The 18,215-nt window shown below is 54.0% G+C and carries 15 protein-coding genes; 4 read left to right on the forward strand and 11 right to left on the reverse strand.

The features are described from left to right. The first annotated feature begins 18 nt into the window (after positions 1-18). The 4 genes from NTX59_04935 to NTX59_04950 all read left to right on the forward strand — a co-directional run bounded on the left by NTX59_04935 (position 19) and on the right by NTX59_04950 (position 7,796). On the forward strand, positions 19-1,536 hold the full coding sequence (locus tag NTX59_04935; GenBank protein ID MCX5785011.1) for a PorV/PorQ family protein: 1,518 nt from the start codon (positions 19-21) through the stop codon (positions 1,534-1,536). 21 nt (positions 1,537-1,557) lie between these two features. Continuing rightward, complete coding sequence (locus NTX59_04940) at positions 1,558-6,486, forward strand: hypothetical protein (GenBank protein ID MCX5785012.1); 4,929 nt, start codon at positions 1,558-1,560, stop codon at positions 6,484-6,486. Between the two features lie 173 nt (positions 6,487-6,659). Further along, positions 6,660-7,406 carry a DUF1566 domain-containing protein gene (locus NTX59_04945; GenBank protein ID MCX5785013.1) on the forward strand — a complete coding sequence of 249 codons (747 nt, stop codon included), beginning with the start codon at positions 6,660-6,662 and terminating at the stop codon, positions 7,404-7,406. Positions 7,407-7,478: 72 nt separating this feature from the next. After that, on the forward strand, positions 7,479-7,796 hold the full coding sequence (locus NTX59_04950) for a PilZ domain-containing protein (GenBank protein ID MCX5785014.1): 318 nt from the start codon (positions 7,479-7,481) through the stop codon (positions 7,794-7,796). Positions 7,797-7,910: 114 nt separating this feature from the next. On the opposite strand, the gene NTX59_04955 is transcribed toward NTX59_04950, so the two are convergent. From NTX59_04955 to rsmI, 11 genes are all read right to left on the reverse strand, one after another. After that, positions 7,911-8,279: a response regulator gene (locus NTX59_04955; GenBank protein ID MCX5785015.1), complete on the reverse strand. Its 369-nt coding sequence runs from the start codon at positions 8,277-8,279 to the stop codon at positions 7,911-7,913. A gap of 173 nt (positions 8,280-8,452) precedes the next feature. Continuing rightward, positions 8,453-9,661, reverse strand: a complete 1,209-nt coding sequence (locus NTX59_04960) for a pyridoxal phosphate-dependent aminotransferase family protein (protein MCX5785016.1) — start codon at positions 9,659-9,661, stop codon at positions 8,453-8,455. Between the two features lie 42 nt (positions 9,662-9,703). After that, entirely contained in the window at positions 9,704-10,189 is a 486-nt protein-coding gene (rfaE2, locus tag NTX59_04965) for a D-glycero-beta-D-manno-heptose 1-phosphate adenylyltransferase (protein ID MCX5785017.1), read from the reverse strand. A 121-nt stretch (positions 10,190-10,310) separates the two neighbouring features. Continuing rightward, entirely contained in the window at positions 10,311-11,669 is a 1,359-nt protein-coding gene (accC, locus tag NTX59_04970; GenBank protein ID MCX5785018.1) for an acetyl-CoA carboxylase biotin carboxylase subunit, read from the reverse strand. A 92-nt stretch (positions 11,670-11,761) separates the two neighbouring features. Then, positions 11,762-13,447 carry a zinc ribbon domain-containing protein gene (locus NTX59_04975; GenBank protein ID MCX5785019.1) on the reverse strand — a complete coding sequence of 562 codons (1,686 nt, stop codon included), beginning with the start codon at positions 13,445-13,447 and terminating at the stop codon, positions 11,762-11,764. Between the two features lie 121 nt (positions 13,448-13,568). Next, complete coding sequence (locus NTX59_04980; GenBank protein MCX5785020.1) at positions 13,569-13,940, reverse strand: hypothetical protein; 372 nt, start codon at positions 13,938-13,940, stop codon at positions 13,569-13,571. A gap of 116 nt (positions 13,941-14,056) precedes the next feature. Then, positions 14,057-14,509 (reverse strand): cytidine deaminase, encoded by a 453-nt coding sequence (locus NTX59_04985; GenBank protein MCX5785021.1) that lies wholly within the window; start codon positions 14,507-14,509, stop codon positions 14,057-14,059. A 4-nt stretch (positions 14,510-14,513) separates the two neighbouring features. Further along, positions 14,514-15,374, reverse strand: coding sequence for an S-methyl-5'-thioadenosine phosphorylase (mtnP, locus tag NTX59_04990; GenBank protein MCX5785022.1), 861 nt, complete (start codon positions 15,372-15,374; stop codon positions 14,514-14,516). Between the two features lie 119 nt (positions 15,375-15,493). Beyond that, the gene (locus NTX59_04995; protein ID MCX5785023.1) at positions 15,494-16,744 is read right to left on the reverse strand and encodes a serine hydroxymethyltransferase; all 1,251 of its coding nucleotides are present in this window, start codon (positions 16,742-16,744) and stop codon (positions 15,494-15,496) included. Positions 16,745-16,868: 124 nt separating this feature from the next. After that, entirely contained in the window at positions 16,869-17,321 is a 453-nt protein-coding gene (locus tag NTX59_05000) for a low molecular weight protein arginine phosphatase (protein ID MCX5785024.1), read from the reverse strand. A 61-nt stretch (positions 17,322-17,382) separates the two neighbouring features. Continuing rightward, positions 17,383-18,108 carry a 16S rRNA (cytidine(1402)-2'-O)-methyltransferase gene (gene rsmI / locus NTX59_05005; protein ID MCX5785025.1) on the reverse strand — a complete coding sequence of 242 codons (726 nt, stop codon included), beginning with the start codon at positions 18,106-18,108 and terminating at the stop codon, positions 17,383-17,385. Between the last annotated feature and the right edge of the window lie 107 nt (positions 18,109-18,215).

Here is an 18,215-nt window from a genome sequence, read left to right on the forward strand (position 1 = left end):
CGCCCCCCTTTTTAGGATATGAGTATTAAGAAGACCAAAAGACACACACTGCTTTTAAGCGTATCAGCGGCATTGTGCCTTGCTTCAGGCGCCTTGGCTGCCGATGTGGCGGGGAACGCTTTTGATTTTTTACGCATGGACGCGGGCGCGGCCGGTATAGCGGCGGGCGGGGCGGGCGCGGCCAAGCCGACCGACGCTTATTCGGTGTTTTACAATCCGGCCCTGAATTACGCTTCCGGCAGAGAAGGCTTTATATCCGCGGGTTTGTCGTATTCGGCGTGGGTTGAAGGGATAAACTATCAGGACGCGGCGATCGGCAGACGATCGGGGAAAAATGCGTACGGCATTAATTACCGCAGGGTGGATTACGGCGACATAAACGGCTGGGACGCAGCCGGCACCCGGACAGCCGATTACACGGCCGGGGCGTATGTGCTGGGTCTTGATTTTTCCCGTAAGCTTAGCCGGGAGCTTGTTGCGGGTGTGGCGGCAAAAACCGCCGGCGAGACAATAAGCGGCGCTACCAGCCGCGCGTTCTTATTTGATCTGGGGCTGTTTTACAAACCTTCCCACCCTTCACTTGATAAATTCACGTTCGGCCTGGCATTAAAGAACGCCGGCGGTTCCGTCAGATTTGACGCGGCCAACGAGATACTGCCGATGATCTTGGAAGCCGGAGCGTCCTATAAGCCGTTTGCGGACAAAGAGCTGGCATTGATGATTGACTGCGGCATTCCTAATACCGGAAAGCCCGAACCGCGTGTCGGAGTGGAATATTCGCCGATGAAAGGGCTGTTTTTAAGGGCCGGCTATTCCGGCAGCGACGCCGGCAGCGGACTCAGGGCGGGGGCTGGTGTCGCGTTGGGTGATATAAGCCTGGATTACGCGCTTCTGCCGATGGGTGACTTTGGGATAACGCAGCACCTGGGAATAAATTTTAAATTTGACACGGGGAGGAAACCGGCGGCTCCGCCCGCGCCGGTCATTGAAACCCAGCCTGTTGTTGAGCCCAAGCCGATTGAACCGAAACCCGTGGAACAGCCCGCCGCCCCGCAGCCCGTGGTTGAATCGACTCAGCCTGTGACAGTACCCGTGCCGGTTGTTGAACCGAAACCTGCGGAACAGCCTGCCGCCCCGCAGCCAGTAATTGAATCGACCCAGCCTGTAGCCGCGCCCGCGCCGGTCGTTGAGCCTAAACCCGCTGTGGAACTTAAAGTGACCGGCATAAAAATAGGCAAAGGCATAAGCGGGCGCGAGCCGCTGGAAACGGGGAATAAATTTGATTTAAAAGTCGGCCGGGTATACTGCTGGACCGCAGTGAAAGCCTCACCCGCGCCGGTGACCATAAAACACGTCTGGTACGACTCGGAAGGTAAGAAAGTAATAACGGTTAAACTGCCGGTGGAGTCGGCTGGGAACGGGTCCTGGCGGACGTGGAGCACTACCAAGGTATATTGGGGCAAATGGAAAGTTGAAGTAACCGATGAAAACGGGAATGTTTTGGATACTATAACGTTTAGAGTTGGAAAACCGTAGTTTTATAATTCCGGAGGCAACATGAATTTCTGCAAACATGGTTTAAAAATTCTGGCGGCGCTTATTGTGTTCCAGTGCGCGGCTTATGCGGTTCCGGCGGGAGCCCCGCAGGAAATAAATTATCAGGGCTATTACCGTGAAAACGGCAGGCCCGTGACCGGGAACAGGACGATGAAGTTCCGTGTTACCAACATTGACGGACAAACGGAGTATTGGCCCGGCGCAGACATGACCGTGGCTGTATCAACCGGGCTGTTCAATGTGACTATAACTCCGACCGGTGTGGACTGGGGAACGGTCACTCCTTATATTGAAGTAACCGTGGCTGGCGACCTTCTAGGGCGCGAGAAAATAGCTACCTCCATCTATGCTTTACACGCCTCAACCGCGGCTTATGCCGAAAACATAAGCGGAATAAACTCGGCCAAACTGGTACAGCTTGACGGCAACGGCTATCTGCCGGCGCTGAATGGCTCGAATTTAACCGGCCTGAGCAGCGGAGATGCCTATCTTGCGGCCAACCAGACCTTCACCGGGTTCAATACTTTTTCGAAAGCAGTGAATACCGGCGCGGCGTACCAGATTAACGGCAGCACGGTTGTTGCGGTATTGCCCGGAAACAGTTTGGGTGTGGGAGTTGGTGCGGGGAGGGTGAATACCGGCAGTAATAACTCTTTCCTGGGCTATCAGGCGGGCTACACCAACACCACGGGCGGCAACAACTCTTTCCTGGGCTATCAGGCGGGCTACTCCAACATCACGGGCGGCAACAACTCTTTCCTGGGCTATCAGGCGGGCTACAATAACATCACGGGCGGCAACAACTCTTTCCTGGGCTATGCTGCGGGCATCAGCAACACCACGGGCGCCGACAACTCTTTTCTGGGCGATTACGCGGGCTACCTCAACACCACGGGTGGTCAAAACTCCTTCCTGGGCTATCAGGCGGGCTACAACAACCAGACTGGTTCGGGTGACACGGTGCTGGGGTATATGGCCGGCTTAGGCACTCCGGGCGGAAATTCTTTCTCCAGCTCAACGATTGTCGGCTATCATGCCGGATATTACCTGACCACCGGCAGCAACAACACCCTGTTAGGCTGGCAGGCGGGCGACAGCCTGACCATGGGCCACGACAATATTATTATCGGCTACAACGTGGACGCTCCGGCGAACAACTCCGCCAACCGCCTCAATATAGGCAACGCCATTTATGGCGACCTGTCAACCGGCAATATTGGCATCGGGACGACGGCGCCGACCTCCACCTTTACCGTTGTCGGAACATTCAAACTTGTGGACGGTACGCAGTCTAACGGTTATGTGCTTACCTCCAACGCGGCCGGCCTGGCTTCCTGGGCAACTCCCGCAGCAGGCGGGGATGTGTATCTCGCCTCCACGCAGACCTTTACCGGCCAAAACACCTTTACTGGCACCATCTTTATCGGTTCAGCGATACAGTCTACCCCCAGCGGCGGCAACCCGCGCGGCGACCAGGCTGTTGATCTGCAGACAAGCCGCGGGTCGGATACTCAGGTAGCATCCGGCTATCATTCCGTTATAGGCGGGGGCGGCGCCAACACGGCGAGTGGCTGGCATGCCACCGTTTCCGGCGGTGTGATGAACGCGGCCGGCGGTTCTTTTGCCAATGTAGCCGGAGGTAATGGCAATACGGCGAGCGGTCTATACTCCGGCGTGGCCGGCGGAACGCTCAACACGGCTAGCGCGAGCATGGCCACCGTAGCCGGAGGCTGGGGGAATGCTGCCGGCGGTATGTACTCAACCATCGCGGGCGGCCGTGATAACACCACGAAAGGCGACTATTCCTTTGCAGCCGGGTATCAATCCAGTTCCACGGCAAACGGCTCGTTCACATGGGCCGATTCCGCGGGCGTAATTGTTGAAAATAACGTAACCGACCGCACCTGGTTCAAGAACAGCGGCGGTTTCCTTGTCACCGGCAGCACCCAGCCGATAAGCGACGGCGGCTTTTTTGTGAGTGGCGCCGGCAATGTCGGCATCGGGACTACTAGCCCGGGCGTGGCGTTGGAGGTTGCAGGGCAAGTGAAAATAACGGGCGGCAGCCCCGCAGCGGGTTATGTACTGACTTCTGACGCGGACGGCCTGGCAAGTTGGGAGGCCGGGGGCGGCGGGCTGGCTGTAATACTCTCCGGAGACGGCAGTTTGGGCGTGGGTGTTGATGTGGGTATATTTAGCACAGGGGATTCCGACACCTTTGTTGGGTATCAGGCGGGTTCTGCCAACACCGATGGGTGGGGGAACTCCTTTTTTGGACGTTATACGGGCCTTGCCAACACCACGGGGAACTACAACTCTTTTTTGGGCTCTCAGGCGGGACAGTCCAATGAAACGGGCGGGAATAACGTCTTTGTGGGCGCTTCTGCGGGCGTATACAACACCGCGGGAAATGACAATTCCTTTGTGGGCTTTAATGCAGGTTTCAGCAACATCACAGGCAATGACAATTCCTTTTTGGGCTATCAGGCGGGCTATAACACCACGGCGAACAATAACTCCTTTGTGGGTAGTCAAGCGGGCCAGTCCAACACCACTGGGGGGGAGAACACCTTTATGGGCGCAACCGCGGGCTACCGCAACACCACGGGAGGACAGAACGTCTTTGTGGGTGTTGCTGCGGGACAGTTCAACGACACGGGAGGGAATAACTCTTTTTTGGGCGATGGGACGGGCTTATACAACACCACGGGGAGTAATAATACCCTGTTAGGCTACTCGGCGGGGCAGACCCTTGAAACGGGAGATGAGAACATTCTCATCGGCTCCGGCGTGGACGTTCCCGCTAGCGATTCTTCCTATCTCCTCAACATCGGTAATGTCATTTACGGCGACCTGAGTAATCAGTATATCGGCATTAACACCGATGCGCCGGACGCCACGCTGCATATCAATGGGACGTTCAAGCTGGTGGACAGCACTCAGCAAGACGGCTATGTGCTGACCTCCGACGCGGACGGTCTGGCAAGCTGGAAGGCCGGGGGCGGCGGGCTGGCTGTAATACTCGGCGGAACCGGCAGCCTGGGGGTAGGCACTGATGCGGGCACAGGCAATACCGGAGATCGCAATGTTTTTGTGGGCCAAAGCGCGGGCTACTCCAACACCACGAAGGGGGGTAACTCCTTTGTGGGCTATCAGGCGGGTTACAGCAACATCACGGGGGAGGGGAACTCTTTTGTGGGCTCTAATGCGGGCTACACCAACACCGTTGGCAGCTACAACGCCTTTGTGGGCAATTCTGCGGGCTACTACAACACGGCTGGCGGCAACTCCTTTTTTGGCGCTGAGTCGGGCCAGGAGAACACCGTGGGGGATGAGAACTCCTTTGTGGGCTATCAGGCGGGCATGAACAACACCACGGGGGTGCAGAACTCTTTTGTGGGCGCTTATGCGGGCCGGCTCAATGTCACTGGCTCGGCCAATGCGATATTCGGCACTAGGGCCGGTGGTTACTACAGCGGTGGTTCTTTCTCCAATTCCACGATTATGGGGTACCAAGCGGGTTCTGCTTTGACCACCGGCAGTAATAATATTCTGATCGGTTGGCAGGCGGGCGACAGCCTGACCACGGGCACCGACAATATTATTATCGGCTATGATGCGGACGTTCCGGCTGTGCCGGGGGGTGCCACTTACAAATTCCTCAACATCGGCAACGTGATTTATGGTGATCTGTTCAACGGCCAAATCGGCATCGGAACGACGAACCCGGGCGCGGCACTGGAAGTCGCCGGGCAGGTAAAAATCACCGGCGGAACGCCGGGGGACGGCAAAGTGCTGACTTCCAATGCGGACGGTCTGGCAAGTTGGAAGGCCGGCGGCGGTGGGGATGTCGTAAAGGCGGCTACGCAGACATTTACCGGGGAAAATACCTTTACGAAAGGCATCTTTTTCGATTCCATAATACAGTCCACCGGCGGCGCCACCGCCGGCAACTCCCGCGGCGCCAATGCTGTTGATTTACAGACAATCAGAGCCGCAGCTACCCAGGTCGCATCCGGCCAGTATTCCGTAATAGGCGGCGGCCAGAGGAATACGGCTTCAGGCCCTGACGCTGTGGTGTCCGGCGGCTACGGGAATAGTGTGGTCGGCAACGATTCGTTTATCGGCAGCGGTTACGGCAATACGGTGACGATCAACGGCTATCGCGCTGTGGTGCCCGGCGGCGAGAATAACACCGCGGCGGGCCAGTATTCTTTTGCCGCAGGTAAAAAGTCAAGTTCGACCGCGAATGGCACGTTTACATGGTCGGACAGCGGCAATATTAATAATGATGTGGTCACTGAGAATAACGTGGCGGACCGGACCTGGTTCAAGAACCGGGGCGGCTTCCTTGTTACCGGCAGCACCCAGCCGATAAGCGACGGCGGTCTTTTTGTGAGCGGCGCCGGCAATGTCGGCATCGGGACGACCAATCCGAGTGAAAAGCTGGAAATAGTTGGCAGCGATCTCATTAGCAATAGTGCTAATATAAACATTGGACGATATAACAATTTAGGGACCGGTTCCCCGGAATTAATATTAGGCAATAATATACGGAATTTATCTGACGGCGCGGTGGTTCACGAAACACAGGCTTCATATGGGTATAGAGCCATCAGTCTGGGTAATAATATATCGTCTGCTGGTATTGTGTTTTATGCGAAGGTTGGTAGCGTCACGGCTGGAGACGTTTTAGCTAATGAGCGAATGCGGATAACAAATGCCGGCAATGTCGGCATCGGGACGACGGACCCGAAGGGGGTGTTGGATGTCACCTCTACTACCGGGGCATTTATTGTCCCAAGGATGACAACGGCTCAGCGGGATGCTCTCACTCCTGTGAATGGTATGATCATTTATAACACAACCATCAATAAATTTAATTTCTACGAGAATGGGGCTTGGGTTACCAAAGAATATATAGCGGGCTGATTAATTTTATTTCTGCGAGAATGGATATTAAGTTATAGGGGATGTAAGGCTGTCCCAAAATGGCCAATTTTTCGCAAAACATAAAAATCGCAAAAATTTGCGCCGAAAAATTAAGGTAGATTTTTTTGGCGGAAAAAGGCGGCAGGAGCCTTAATCTAAGGAGTATTCCTGATATGCTGTTAAAAATGATTAAAACCGCTCTGTTTCCGCTGATTTTATTTGCCTGCTTCGCCGGAACCGCTCATGCCGGTACAAAACATGTTCCCGGCGTGAAAACGCAGACGCTTGCTTCCTCCACCGATACTGTGAAGGCGGGTTATTACGCGGCCACAACGCTGCACGATGTTGACACTAACCTTGCGCCGGAGAATATAAAGGACGGAGTGACGATATTCGGTATACTGGGGACTCATACGGGGTTCTGTACCGCAAAGGGCGGTAAAAATGTTTACTCTGCCATAAACGGAGATGGTGTTTATTGTGATAACAGTTTCAGATTGTGGACGCCAACTTTTATTCTTGGCGGTATAGCGACAATAATAACCTGGGGGCCGAATCAGGATGAACCCAGTGATTCTTGTGTCGGATTAGGGGCGGCTTATCCGGCCTGTAATTACTGCGATAGCTTAATTTATGCCGGTCATGATGACTGGGTATTGCCTTCCTGTGCCGGCGGCGCACAAGGAACTGGCTGCCAATTATATGTATTCGGCATGGATGCTTGTGGATGGACCGGCAGCGGGAATCAAAAATCTTGTGCTCCAAGTTGGGATGCCAACGCTACAGCCGGATTTTATTGGTCGTCGTCTGAGTTGGTATCCTATACTCCCGAAGCGTATAGCCTGAACTTCGGCGATGGCTATATTGGCGCCAGCCTTAAGTCTAACTACCACTATATCCGTTGCGTCCGCGGCCCGTGACGGATCAGTCGGCAATTTTCGGGAATGAAGACGGGCTGAAAGAATGAAATCGTCCCCTGTAAGGAGACTGGCATGAATGACAAGGATAAGCGGCGCGCGCCGCGCGACAGGCACGATTCGGTAATTGAAATATTTGACGCGGAGGGTAAGGTCGCCGCAACCGGCAGGCTTGTGGATTTTTCAAAGGTGGGAGCTTCTTTTTCGGTGGGGAACACTGTTGTAATACCGGCTAAGTTCCGCGCGCGGCTGAGGTTCCTGAGCGAGGGCGTGCTGGATGTTGAGGCGCGGGTGGTGCGGACCCGCAGGGAAAGGAACGCCACGCACTACGGCATAAAGTTCGACTCGCTGACGCGCGTGCATCCCAACGGCGAGTTCAAAGGCCCCCGGTAAGAAACAGACACATTGGGTTATGATTTTACACGAGTGAGAGAAAAACTGGAAGATACAGAGAGATAAGGAACTCCTGCCCTAAACCCCCATCCCCTTTACCCTATCCCCTAAAATTTAAAGCTTTACCATCGTTACGAGTTTGAGTATATTGGCCAGGCGTTCAAGGCCGGGAGGTTTTATGACAAAATCCAAAGCTCCCTCTTTGAGGGCCTTCGAGGCTAAATCCGTGTTCTCTATGCCGGTTATCAGTATTACGCAGGCGTCTTTGTTGGCCTTTTTGGCCATGTAAAGCAGTTCCAACCCGGAAATCCCCCTCAGGTAAATATCAGTTATTATAATATCAAAAGCCCCTGTTTCAAGGTGGATGCTGGCGTCTCTGGCTTTGTCGGTCCTTGTTACTTCAAACTGCGGGAAGTTTTTAAGTATCTCATCAACCCGGGCTATCACATAGCTTTCGTCTTCAATAAATAAAAGTTTCTTCATATCGTTAGTATTTGAGATTGGGATTTATTGTCATAAGCCGTAAGGGCGCCCGTGCACGCCATAAGCCATATGCTAGAGGCTATAAGCTATAAGGAAACTCCTAAAAAAGCATATGGCATACGGCGTAAAGCTTATGGCAGCCTTTACGGCCTATGGCGCGGCTGGAACAGCCGCTAATGTACCAGAGTGGGGCGTTTGTGCTTAAGCACCTTTTTGGCGCAATCTTCGAAAATATTAAGGGCGCGGTCAAGGTGAGCGCGCGTGTGGGTGGCCGTGACGGCCACGCGGATAAGCGCGCGCTTTGGCGGTACGGCCGGGGTTATCACCGGATTGGTGAAGAGACCCTTTTCGTATAAAGCTCTCCAAAGCGAGAAGGTCTTTATATTGTCGCCTATGATTATGGGAATGATCGGTGTTTTTGTCTCGCCGGTGTTAAAGCCCATGGCCTTAAAGCGCTCAAGCAGATACTTGGAATTGTCCCAAAGGTGCTGCCTGCGCTCCGGCTCGGTTTCTATTATGTCTATGGCCTTGATAATTGAAGCCGTGGATGACGGCGGCAGGGCCGCGGAGAACATCATGGAGCGGGAAAAGTGCTGGATATAGTGCAGAATGTCCTTGTCCCCCACCACAAAACCGCCAATTGAAGCGAAGGATTTTGAGCAGGTCCCTACCACCAGGTCCACTTCGCCGTGCTCAAGGCCGAAATATTCGCAGGTGCCCCTGCCTGTTTTACCTAGAACGCCGGTGGCGTGGGCGTCGTCCACCATAAAGCGGGCCCCGTATTTTTTGCAGACCTTGGCTATTTCGGGTATCGGGGCGATATCGCCTTCCATGGAAAAAACGCCGTCCACTATAACAAGTCTTCCGCGCTTGGGGCCTACGTCCTTAAGCACCCGTTCCAGGTCCTGTACATTATTGTGCCTGAAGCGGCGTATCTCTCCGTTTGAAAGTTTGCAGCCGTCAAAAATGCTGGCGTGGTCAAGCTTGTCCACCACAACCACGTCTCCCTTCCCCACCAAAGCCGAAACTACGCCTAAATTCATCTGATAGCCGGTGGAAAAAATGAGGGCCGCTTCCCGGCCCTTGAAAGCGGCAAGGCGCCTTTCAAGTTCGGTGTGCAGGACCGTATTGCCGTTCAGGAACCGCGAGCCTGCCATTCCGGTGCCGAATTTTTTCACGGCGTCTATGGCGGCCTGCTTCATTCTGGGATCGTTCGCGAGCCCAAGGTAGTTATTTGAGCCGAACATTATGAATTTCTTTCCGTCTATTACGACTTCGGGGGCCTGTTCGGAGGCCATTTCTTTGAAATAGGGGTAGATACCGGCTTCTATCAGCTCGTGGGCATGGGTGAACTCGCGGCATTTTTTAAATAAGTCGTTCATAGATTCCTCATGCTACTATTGTAGTAAATTGACTGCTGTTCTTCAATGCGGTTTGGAAAGCCGGCTTTTGGCCAACTTTCGTATCAGGGCTGTGGTGGAGCGGCCTTTTACGAGCGGGATTCTTACCGTTCTTCCGGCGAATTTGGCGCCGACTATTTCGCAGGCCGTATAGTCGGCGCCTTTAACCAGAATATCCGGTTTAAGAGTTTTGATCAGCTCAAGGGGGGTATCGGAGCTGAAAATAACCACGGCGTCCACGGCGGAAAGTGCCGCAAGCACCCTTGCGCGGTCTTTTTGGCGATTTACCGGGCGGCCGGCGCCTTTCAGACGCTTAACGGAAGCATCGGAGTTAAGGCCAAGGAACAAAAAATCGCCAAGGGAGCGGGTTTTTTCAAGCAGGGTTACATGTCCGGCATGCAGTATATCAAAACAGCCGTTGGTGAAAACGGCCGTTTTGCCTTTTTTGGCGAGAGCGCGGCGCAGCGCCAGGGCCTTTTTAAGCGAAACCAGCTTGGAGCGGGTGTTCATTATGTTTAGGCTGAAGGCTGTATAGCGAATAGTAAGATAGCGAATAGCGCATAGTGAAGAACAGTGAAGAAGACAACAGTAAAATTCTTTCGGTTACTACTATTTTCCATCTTACTATTCGCTATTTGCTAACCAATTCCGCAGGCGCAAGCAGTCTTTCCATAAAGCCGGTATCTGTGCGGCCCGCGCGGAAATCTTCGTTGGCCACTATCAGCCTGTGCGCGTCCAGAGTGGTTTTTATGCCGCTGACGCGGAATTCATCCAGCGCCCTCGCGGAGCGGGCTACGGCGGCGTTCCTGTCCCGGCCCCAGACTATAAGTTTCGCAAGCATGCTGTCGTAATAAACAGGCAGGCTGTAGCCCTGATAAACATGAGTGTCCACCCTTACCCCCGGGCCGCCCGGCAGCAGCCATTCCTCAACGCGGCCGACCGAGGGGGCGAAATTGCGGGTGAAGTCCTCGGCGTTCACGCGGTGCTCTATGGCATGGCCGGTGAAGGGTACGCTGCGTCCGTGGATAAAAGAAATTGTCTCGCCTGCCGCCGCGAGCAGCTGCTCCCGCACCAGATCGGCGCCGGTAATAAATTCCGTCACCGGGTGCTCCACCTGCAGGCGGGTGTTTACTTCCATGAAATAAAAATTGCCTTCTTTATCCAGCAGGAACTCCACCGTGCCTACGCCCACATAATCGGCGGCCTTGGCCAGGGTCAGCGCGGCTTCTTCCAGCTTTTTCCTTAAAGCCTGGGTTACCGCCGGAGAAGGGGATTCCTCCACCAGCTTCTGGTGGCGGCGCTGTATGCTGCAGTCGCGCTCGGGGAAAGCCGCCGCGGTCCCGTGCGAATCGCGCACGAACTGCACTTCTATATGGCGCGGGTTTTCTATGTATTTTTCAAGGTAAACTTCGTCATTGCCGAATGCCGCTTTAGCTTCCGACTGGGCCATCTGCAATTCGTGGGTCAGTTGCGACTTTTCGCGCACTATCCTTATGCCTTTTCCTCCGCCGCCGGCGGCCGCCTTTATCATAACAGGGTAGCCTATTTTTTCAGCTTCGGGCCCGCAGTTTTTTGAAACGCAGTCTTTTGTGCCCGGCGTTATCGGGATGCCGGCTTTAACGGCCATTTTCCGGGCGGCCGCTTTGTGGCCCAGGAGGCGTATGGATTTAGGCGACGGGCCGATAAAAACCAGGCCGTTTTCAGCGCAGGCTTCGGAAAAATCCGCGTTTTCTGCCAGAAAACCGTAGCCCGGGTGGACGGCTTCGGCCCCGGTCAATTTGGCCGCTGCAATGACCGCCGGGATATTAAGATAGCTCTCGCGGGCCATGGCGGGGCCTATACAGACCGCCGAGTCCGCCGCGCGCACATGCAGGCAGGAACGGTCGGCCTCGGAATAAACGGCCGCTGACTGCACTCCCATTTCTTTAAGAGTGCGTATAACGCGCACGGCTATTTCGCCGCGGTTGGCAATAAGGACTTTAGTAAACATTAAACCTCCAATAAATCAGTGATCGGTTAACCGCCGTATCCGGTTACCGGTATTCAGCTGCTTTACCGGCCACTTTACCGATTACCGCTGCACTAGTGGCCGCCCGGGGCGGGGGTAATATCTTTTTCAATTTTTGCCCGCGCGGTCCAAAGATTAACGTTTAAAACCATTATATCCCTGATCCCCGCGGTTTCGGCCCCCGGTTTAAGAACTTCTTCCCTTAAAGTTACCCGATACTCCGGGCCGGATATGTGCGCGGCGAGCCAGGTATCCTTCGGCAGAAATCTCGCTTTTCTCGGCCCAAGTTTTGCGGCCAGATCCGACAGCTCGCGCTTGCGCGCTTCAAGAAGCGGCGGCTGGTCGGGAGACCGGCGGGAGCGCTGCGCAAAAGCTATAGCTTCCGGCTTCGCGTCGCCGTTTAAAAAGCGCAGGCGCGCCGCGGTCTCTTTTTTGTTTAACTCTCCCTCGCAAACTGCTCCCGCTTTCATGGTGTCGTCCAGGGCACTTTCGTATTTCTTCAGTCTTACAAAGGCGTCGGCGCGGCTTATGTAGAGGGGGCATTGCTCTTTCGGCGAAAGCCGGGTGTCGTCGAGCATGGAGTTGTATTCCTTTATGGCCGGTTCAAATTTCTCAAGGAAGCGCAGGCTTTCGGCGTAATATAGCCTGTACCCGAAAATCACCTCCGGCGAAAAACCAACCGGGTAAATTTTGGCCGCGGTTAAAGTCTCTCCGCAGGATTCCTCCGATTTGTCATAAATTTTCATAAAAAACTCGGAAACGCATAAATAACCCGAGGTTCTGGGGTCAATTGGGTCAGTCAGGTAAAGTTTTTGCGCCAAAAACAGCGCTTGGGGGAAATCATGCCTGTCAAGGGCGGCGTCTATGGGCTCAAAAAGCGTCCAGATATACGGCCTGGCCCACTTTCCATTTTCCCGCACAAAGGAAATGTAATCAGGCTGCCAGGGGTTATCGCTTACCTGCAGCTGGTATTTTATCATGGCGGCGGTTTTGCCCATCGTGAAAATTTCTATGTCTTTAAACTTCCAGTTCGGGAATTTAGAATAATAATCCTTGCTGCGCTTTACATAGTCTTCGGCCGAACAGACCGATTTGGAATTTGTGGACAGCAAGTCGTAGGCCTCGCGGTAGCTGCCGCTTGAGAGTTTTGCAAGGTAGCCGGCGGCCGCGCGCTTAAGCATGAAACCCGGGAGGCTGGGTTCCAGCAGCAAATAGGCCGCCACAAGCGCGGCTGCGGCGACGGTGAGCCCGAACAAGACGGGTTGATATTTTTTAAAAGATGAAAATGTTCCGGCGGCTGTACCGGCTGTGCGGGTGGATTTGGCCGCGGGAGGAATGGGGGCGGCCGCGGGCGGGGCGGGCTTGGAGCCGGCCGTTTTTGGGGGTTCGGGTTTTCGAAGAGATCTGTAGGATATTTCCCTTTCGTTTACAGTGTCCTGTATGGGCTGCATTTCCAGATGCGGGCGGGCGGGGGGGGGCGGTTTATTTTGCGCTCTGCGAGTTGAAATAGTCCCCTGCTCCGTGAAAAAAAGTCTTCCCGCTTCGGGTGCAACGCTGCCTTTGGGGTCGTGCGCCGCCGCCGGTTTCAGGGTAAGAAGACCGCCGCACTGGTCGCAGTAATTCTTTTCCACCGCGTTGGAAAAACCGCAGGTCCCACAAAGCTTTTCAAGCTTCGCGTTGCAGCGTATGCAGATATCGGTAAGTATATTGGGCTCGTACCCGCATTTAGGGCAGCGTATTAGAGAGGGTTTTTGCGGCATATATTTACGAAGAGATTACAGCGATGGGATTTAAGGATTACAGCGATAAGATAGGGGATTATAAAAAGAATGTTCCGATGAAAAATCACCGTAATCCCTGCCCAATCGCTGTAATCTCCCCTTATCGCGGTTCTATGAAAAACAGGGGCTGACCGTATTCCACGGGTTTGCCTTCTTCCACGGAAACTATCTTTAAAAATCCGTCCGAGGGTGCGGACACCGGTTTGTGATCCTTACCCACTTCTACTACACCCAGTTCCTGCCCCTTTTTAACGGAGGAACCTTCTTTAAGCGTGTTGGTTTTGCCGGGGCCGGCGAAGCGGAAAATACCTATGGAAGGCGAGGATACCGGCACGAGCGTGGAGGACAGGGAGGCGTGATGCTCCGGCTGGTTATTTAGTTTTAGACTTATTTTTTCCTCCCCGTCTTTCCAGGTAATTTCCTCTAGGTCGGTGGTTTCCATCCATTTGGTAAGTTTACTGAGTGTTTTCATATCCATTAGTCCTCCGTAAATCAGCGTATAGGGGCTGGCGTATAGGGGTTAGGGAAGGAGTTCCTTGGTTCTGTCTCCAACCCTCTACCCTCTCCTCTAGCCCCTAGCCCCTGCCGTTACAGCCCCGCTTCCGAGGGGTTAAAGGGTTTGGGCAGCAGTTTGGCGGCCCGGGTATAGGTTATCTTCTCTTTCTTTTCCAGCGGCTGCCAATCCACAAAAATTATTTCCGCGTCCTTGCCGGCAAATTCAATTATCACCTGGCGGCAGGCGCCGCAGGGTCTGGCCGACTTGGCCACCAGGGCGAGCGCCCGGATCTTCTTTTCTCCGTGGCTGACCGCGTTGAAAATAGCGGTACGCTCAGCGCAGCAGGCCAGGCCGAAAGAAGCGTTTTCCACATTGCAGCCGGTGTAAGTGCGTCCCGATTCCATGAGCACCGCGGCACCGACCGGGTAGCGGGAATACGGGCAATAGGCGTTTTTTTGCGCGGTCTTGGCGGAGGCTATCAATTTTTTCCTCACGGCGATCAGCCAATTTTTTCGGGCCGGCTTTTTGTGCGTTCTCTTTTTCATAAATCTATCCAAGAATAAGGCTTAGGCGCTTGTGCGCCGCGGCTGTGATGTTCTCTCTGGCGGTCAAAAGCGAGGTTTTAGTGAAATCGGGGCAATGGGTGCGGCATTTTACACCGGACACAAGCGGAATGGCTTTAACCAGCAGGCGGCGGATATTTTCAATATTCCTGTGAAGAGTATCGCTTACCTTGTTCTGGTCCACTTCCTCTCCCTCTTTCCAGCAGTCGTAATCCGTTACCAGCGACACCGGGGCATAGTGAAAGCCGGCTTCGCGGGCGAGTTTCGCTTCTGTTGCCACGGTCATGCCTATTATATCATAGCCCATTTTGCGGTGGGAGAAGGATTCGGCCTTAGTGGAAAATGCGGGGCCTTCCATGCAGACGTAAATGCCGCCGCGGTGGGATTTTATACCCAGTTTTTTCGCCGCGCCGCACAGCATGGCCGAAACGGCTCCGCAAAAGGGTTCCGCCATGGGCACATGGCCTACCGCTCCGGCGCAGAAAAATGTTGAAACCCTGCCCTTGGTCTCATCCACGAACTGGTCAGGGAAAACAAAATGGGTGGGGGAGAGTCCGGCTTTCAGCGAACCCACGGCGCTTGCCGAGATGATGGTTTTCACTCCCAGGGACTTTAGCGCCCACATATTGGCCCTTTGCGGTATGTCGCCAGGCAGTATGGTGTGTTTGCGTCCGTGGCGGGGCAGGAAGGCTACGGGTATGCCGGAAATCTTGCCGGCGAGTATGATGTCCGAGGGATCGCCGAAGGGGGTTTTTATCTTTAGTTCCTTTTTGTCCTTCAACTCATCCATCCGGTAAAGCCCGCTGCCGCCTATAACGGCTATTTCAAGCTTATGCTTAATCGCCATTCAAATCTCCTTGCTGACAGGCCCCCGCCCGGTCAAGACCATCCGCTGGCCGACACGGCCTTTTTGGGCGGCACATATTATTTAAAAGATTTTATAATAATTTAAGGTCTTTAAGACACCTAAATTTTAAAATCCGGGTATATCGGAAACTTGTCGCACAGCTCTTTTACCTTTTCAGCTATGCCTTTCAGGGCCTTGTCGGAGCCTTTGTTCGTTATGGCTTCGTCTATATATCCCGCGACAACAGCCATGTCCCGGTCTTTCATCCCCCTGGTGGTGATGGCGGGGGTACCGATCCTTATACCGCTGGTTACCATGGGCGGCTGAGGATCGTACGGTATAGTGTTCTTATTTACCGTGATGCCGGCCTTATCCAGGGCTATTTCGGCGTCTTTGCCGGTGATATCCTTGGCCCTCAGGTCAACGCTCAGCAGGTGGCAATCCGTGCCTCCGGACACTATGCGGTAACCCCTGGCCTGCAGTTCGCGGGCCAGTTTTCGCGCGTTCTTCAGCACTTGTTTCTGGTATTCCGTAAACGAGGGGGAAAGCGCTTCTTTGAAGCAGACGGCCTTGGCGGCTATGGCGTGCATAAGCGGGCCGCCCTGGTTGCCGGGGAAGTTGGTGCGGTCTATGGTTTTAGCGTACACGGCCTTTGAAAGGATAAGGCCGCCGCGCGGGCCGCGCAGGGTTTTATGGGTGGTGGAGGTGACTATATCGGCGTATTCCACCGGCGAGGGATATATTCCCGCGGCTATAAGGCCCGCATAATGGGCCACATCGGTTACCAGGTAGGCCTTCCAGGCATCGGCCATTTTCTTAAGGCGGGCCCAGTTCCATACGCGGGAATAGTTGGAGGCGCCGGCCATAATAAGGCGGGGACGTTCTTTCTCTATGGTTTTTTCCGCTTCCTCGTAGTCTAAAAGCTCGGTTTCCTTGTTTACATTCATGGTGACTATTTTGAAATAGCGTCCGGAAAAATTAAGGGGGTGTCCGTGGGAAAGGTGCCCGCCGTGGGAAAGGTTCAGCCCTAAAACGGTGTCGCCCGGCTTTATGAGCGAGAGATAGGCTGTAATATTCGCCTGGGTGCCGGAATGGGGCTGAACATTGGCGTGCTGGGCGCCGAACAGTTTTTTTGCGCGGTCAATGGCCAGTTTTTCGGCCACATCCACGAATTCGCAGCCGCCGTAATAGCGTTTTCCCGGGTAGCCCTCGGCGTATTTGTTGGTAAGCACCGAGCCCAGGGCTTCAAGCACGGCTTTTGAAGTGTAGTTCTCCGAGGCGATCAGCTCCAGTTTATTCTGCTGGCGGGCGAGTTCCCCTATGACGGCTTTATACACCTGCGGGTCGGTTTTTTTTATCTCTTCGTACATTTGTGGTCTCCTTAGATATGTGGGCGGAGTTTATAGCAGATAGTTGTAGAACGGATAGTTTAGAAAGAGCTTTAATCAATCTCTACACTCCGCACACTACATTATCCACTTTGTATACTACACTTTACACTTCTTTTTTCAGCTTTTCAAGCGCGGCTTTCACGGCGGCCTTTATCAGTTCGAAAGTTTTAAAATAAAAAAGATCATCCCTGCCGTATGGGTCGGAGATGTCTTCGGCGCCGAAACCGGCGTATTCCAGCAGCGTCATGGTTTTTGCGGCTGCTTCGGGAAAAAGTCCGGTCAGTCCCGCCTTTTGCGCGCCGGTCATTGTAAGTATAAGGTCGGCGCTTTCGACTATTTTGACGGTAAGCCGCGTCGGCTGATGGTTGAACTTCGTCACGCCCTCTTTTTTAAGAAGTTCAGGCACGATGTGGGGTTGTACAGTATCCTTTTCGGCCGCAAGGCCCGCCGATGAGAATTCGAGCGGCAGCGATCCCTCCCCTGCCAGTTTTGCCGCGTAGTAGCGGGCCAAAACGCTGCGGCAGGTGTTGCCGGTGCAGATAAAAAGGATTTTCATTATAAAACAGCGAATAGCGAATGGCAAACAGCGAATAGCGCGAATAAATCAAACTTGTGACTTATTTTCCATAGCCTTCGGGCTCGTCCATTCGCGCCTCTTCTTCTGGGTCCTCTTCCACATCCGGCGGACGCAGTAATACCACGAATTCGCCTTTAAGGGCGGTTTTTTTCTCCAGCTCGCCCAGAACGCTTTGCGCCGTTCCGGAGAGCCATTCTTCGTAAACCTTGGTGAGCTCACGGGCCAGTACGGTTTTGGTTTGCGCGCCGAACTCCGAAATCACCAGGGCCAGGAATTTCTTGATCCTGTAAGGGGATTCGTAAAGGATTACGGTTTTACCGGTTTGAAAGGCGGCGTGAAGGGATTTCCTGATTTTACCGCCCGAACGGGGCAAAAAGCCCAAAAAAACAAAAGAATCCACAGGCAGGCCCGAACCGGCCGCCGCCGTTATCAGGGCTGAGGGACCGGGCAAAACCTCAACTTTTATGGCATTTTCCCGGGCGAGCGTAACCAGCTTCCTGCCGGGATCGGAAATGCAGGGCGTTCCGCCGTCGGTCACCAGCGCGATTTTTTTACCCAGCGTGAGCCAATTCATGGCTTCGGCAAGCGAGCGTTCGCTGTGTTCGTTGTAGCGAAAAAGTTTTTTTGTCACGCCGTAATGGTTCAGCAGAGCGAGCGTGCGGCGGGTGTCCTCGCAAAATATTGCGTCAGCTTCCTTAAGCGCGTCAAGCGCCCTGAAAGTAAGGTCTTTAAGGTTGCCTATGGGGGTTGGAACAATGTATAGCACGGGGGTATTTTTAGCGAAGTGGCGAATAGCGAGTAGTAAAATATATAAGGAACTCCAGACTATGGCAGCACCGCATCAGGCGCTATGCGTATCAAGCGGCCTGCCGC

The organism is Elusimicrobiota bacterium, from assembly GCA_026388155.1.
Classification (GTDB): domain Bacteria; phylum Elusimicrobiota; class Elusimicrobia; order Elusimicrobiales; family UBA9959; genus UBA9634.

Coding starts and splice junctions, on each gene's coding strand:
- NTX59_04935 (MCX5785011.1), top strand. CDS start 19: ATGAGTATTAAGAAGACCAAAAGACACACACTGCTTTTAAGCGTATCA.
- NTX59_04980 (MCX5785020.1), bottom strand. CDS start 13,940: ATGAAAACACTCAGTAAACTTACCAAATGGATGGAAACCACCGACCTA.
- rfaE2 (MCX5785017.1), bottom strand. CDS start 10,189: ATGAACACCCGCTCCAAGCTGGTTTCGCTTAAAAAGGCCCTGGCGCTG.
- NTX59_05000 (MCX5785024.1), bottom strand. CDS start 17,321: ATGAAAATCCTTTTTATCTGCACCGGCAACACCTGCCGCAGCGTTTTG.
- NTX59_04955 (MCX5785015.1), bottom strand. CDS start 8,279: ATGAAGAAACTTTTATTTATTGAAGACGAAAGCTATGTGATAGCCCGG.
- NTX59_04950 (MCX5785014.1), top strand. CDS start 7,479: ATGAATGACAAGGATAAGCGGCGCGCGCCGCGCGACAGGCACGATTCG.
- NTX59_04975 (MCX5785019.1), bottom strand. CDS start 13,447: ATGCCGCAAAAACCCTCTCTAATACGCTGCCCTAAATGCGGGTACGAG.
- NTX59_04945 (MCX5785013.1), top strand. CDS start 6,660: ATGCTGTTAAAAATGATTAAAACCGCTCTGTTTCCGCTGATTTTATTT.
- accC (MCX5785018.1), bottom strand. CDS start 11,669: ATGTTTACTAAAGTCCTTATTGCCAACCGCGGCGAAATAGCCGTGCGC.
- NTX59_04940 (MCX5785012.1), top strand. CDS start 1,558: ATGAATTTCTGCAAACATGGTTTAAAAATTCTGGCGGCGCTTATTGTG.
- NTX59_04985 (MCX5785021.1), bottom strand. CDS start 14,509: ATGAAAAAGAGAACGCACAAAAAGCCGGCCCGAAAAAATTGGCTGATC.
- NTX59_04960 (MCX5785016.1), bottom strand. CDS start 9,661: ATGAACGACTTATTTAAAAAATGCCGCGAGTTCACCCATGCCCACGAG.
- NTX59_04995 (MCX5785023.1), bottom strand. CDS start 16,744: ATGTACGAAGAGATAAAAAAAACCGACCCGCAGGTGTATAAAGCCGTC.
- mtnP (MCX5785022.1), bottom strand. CDS start 15,374: ATGGCGATTAAGCATAAGCTTGAAATAGCCGTTATAGGCGGCAGCGGG.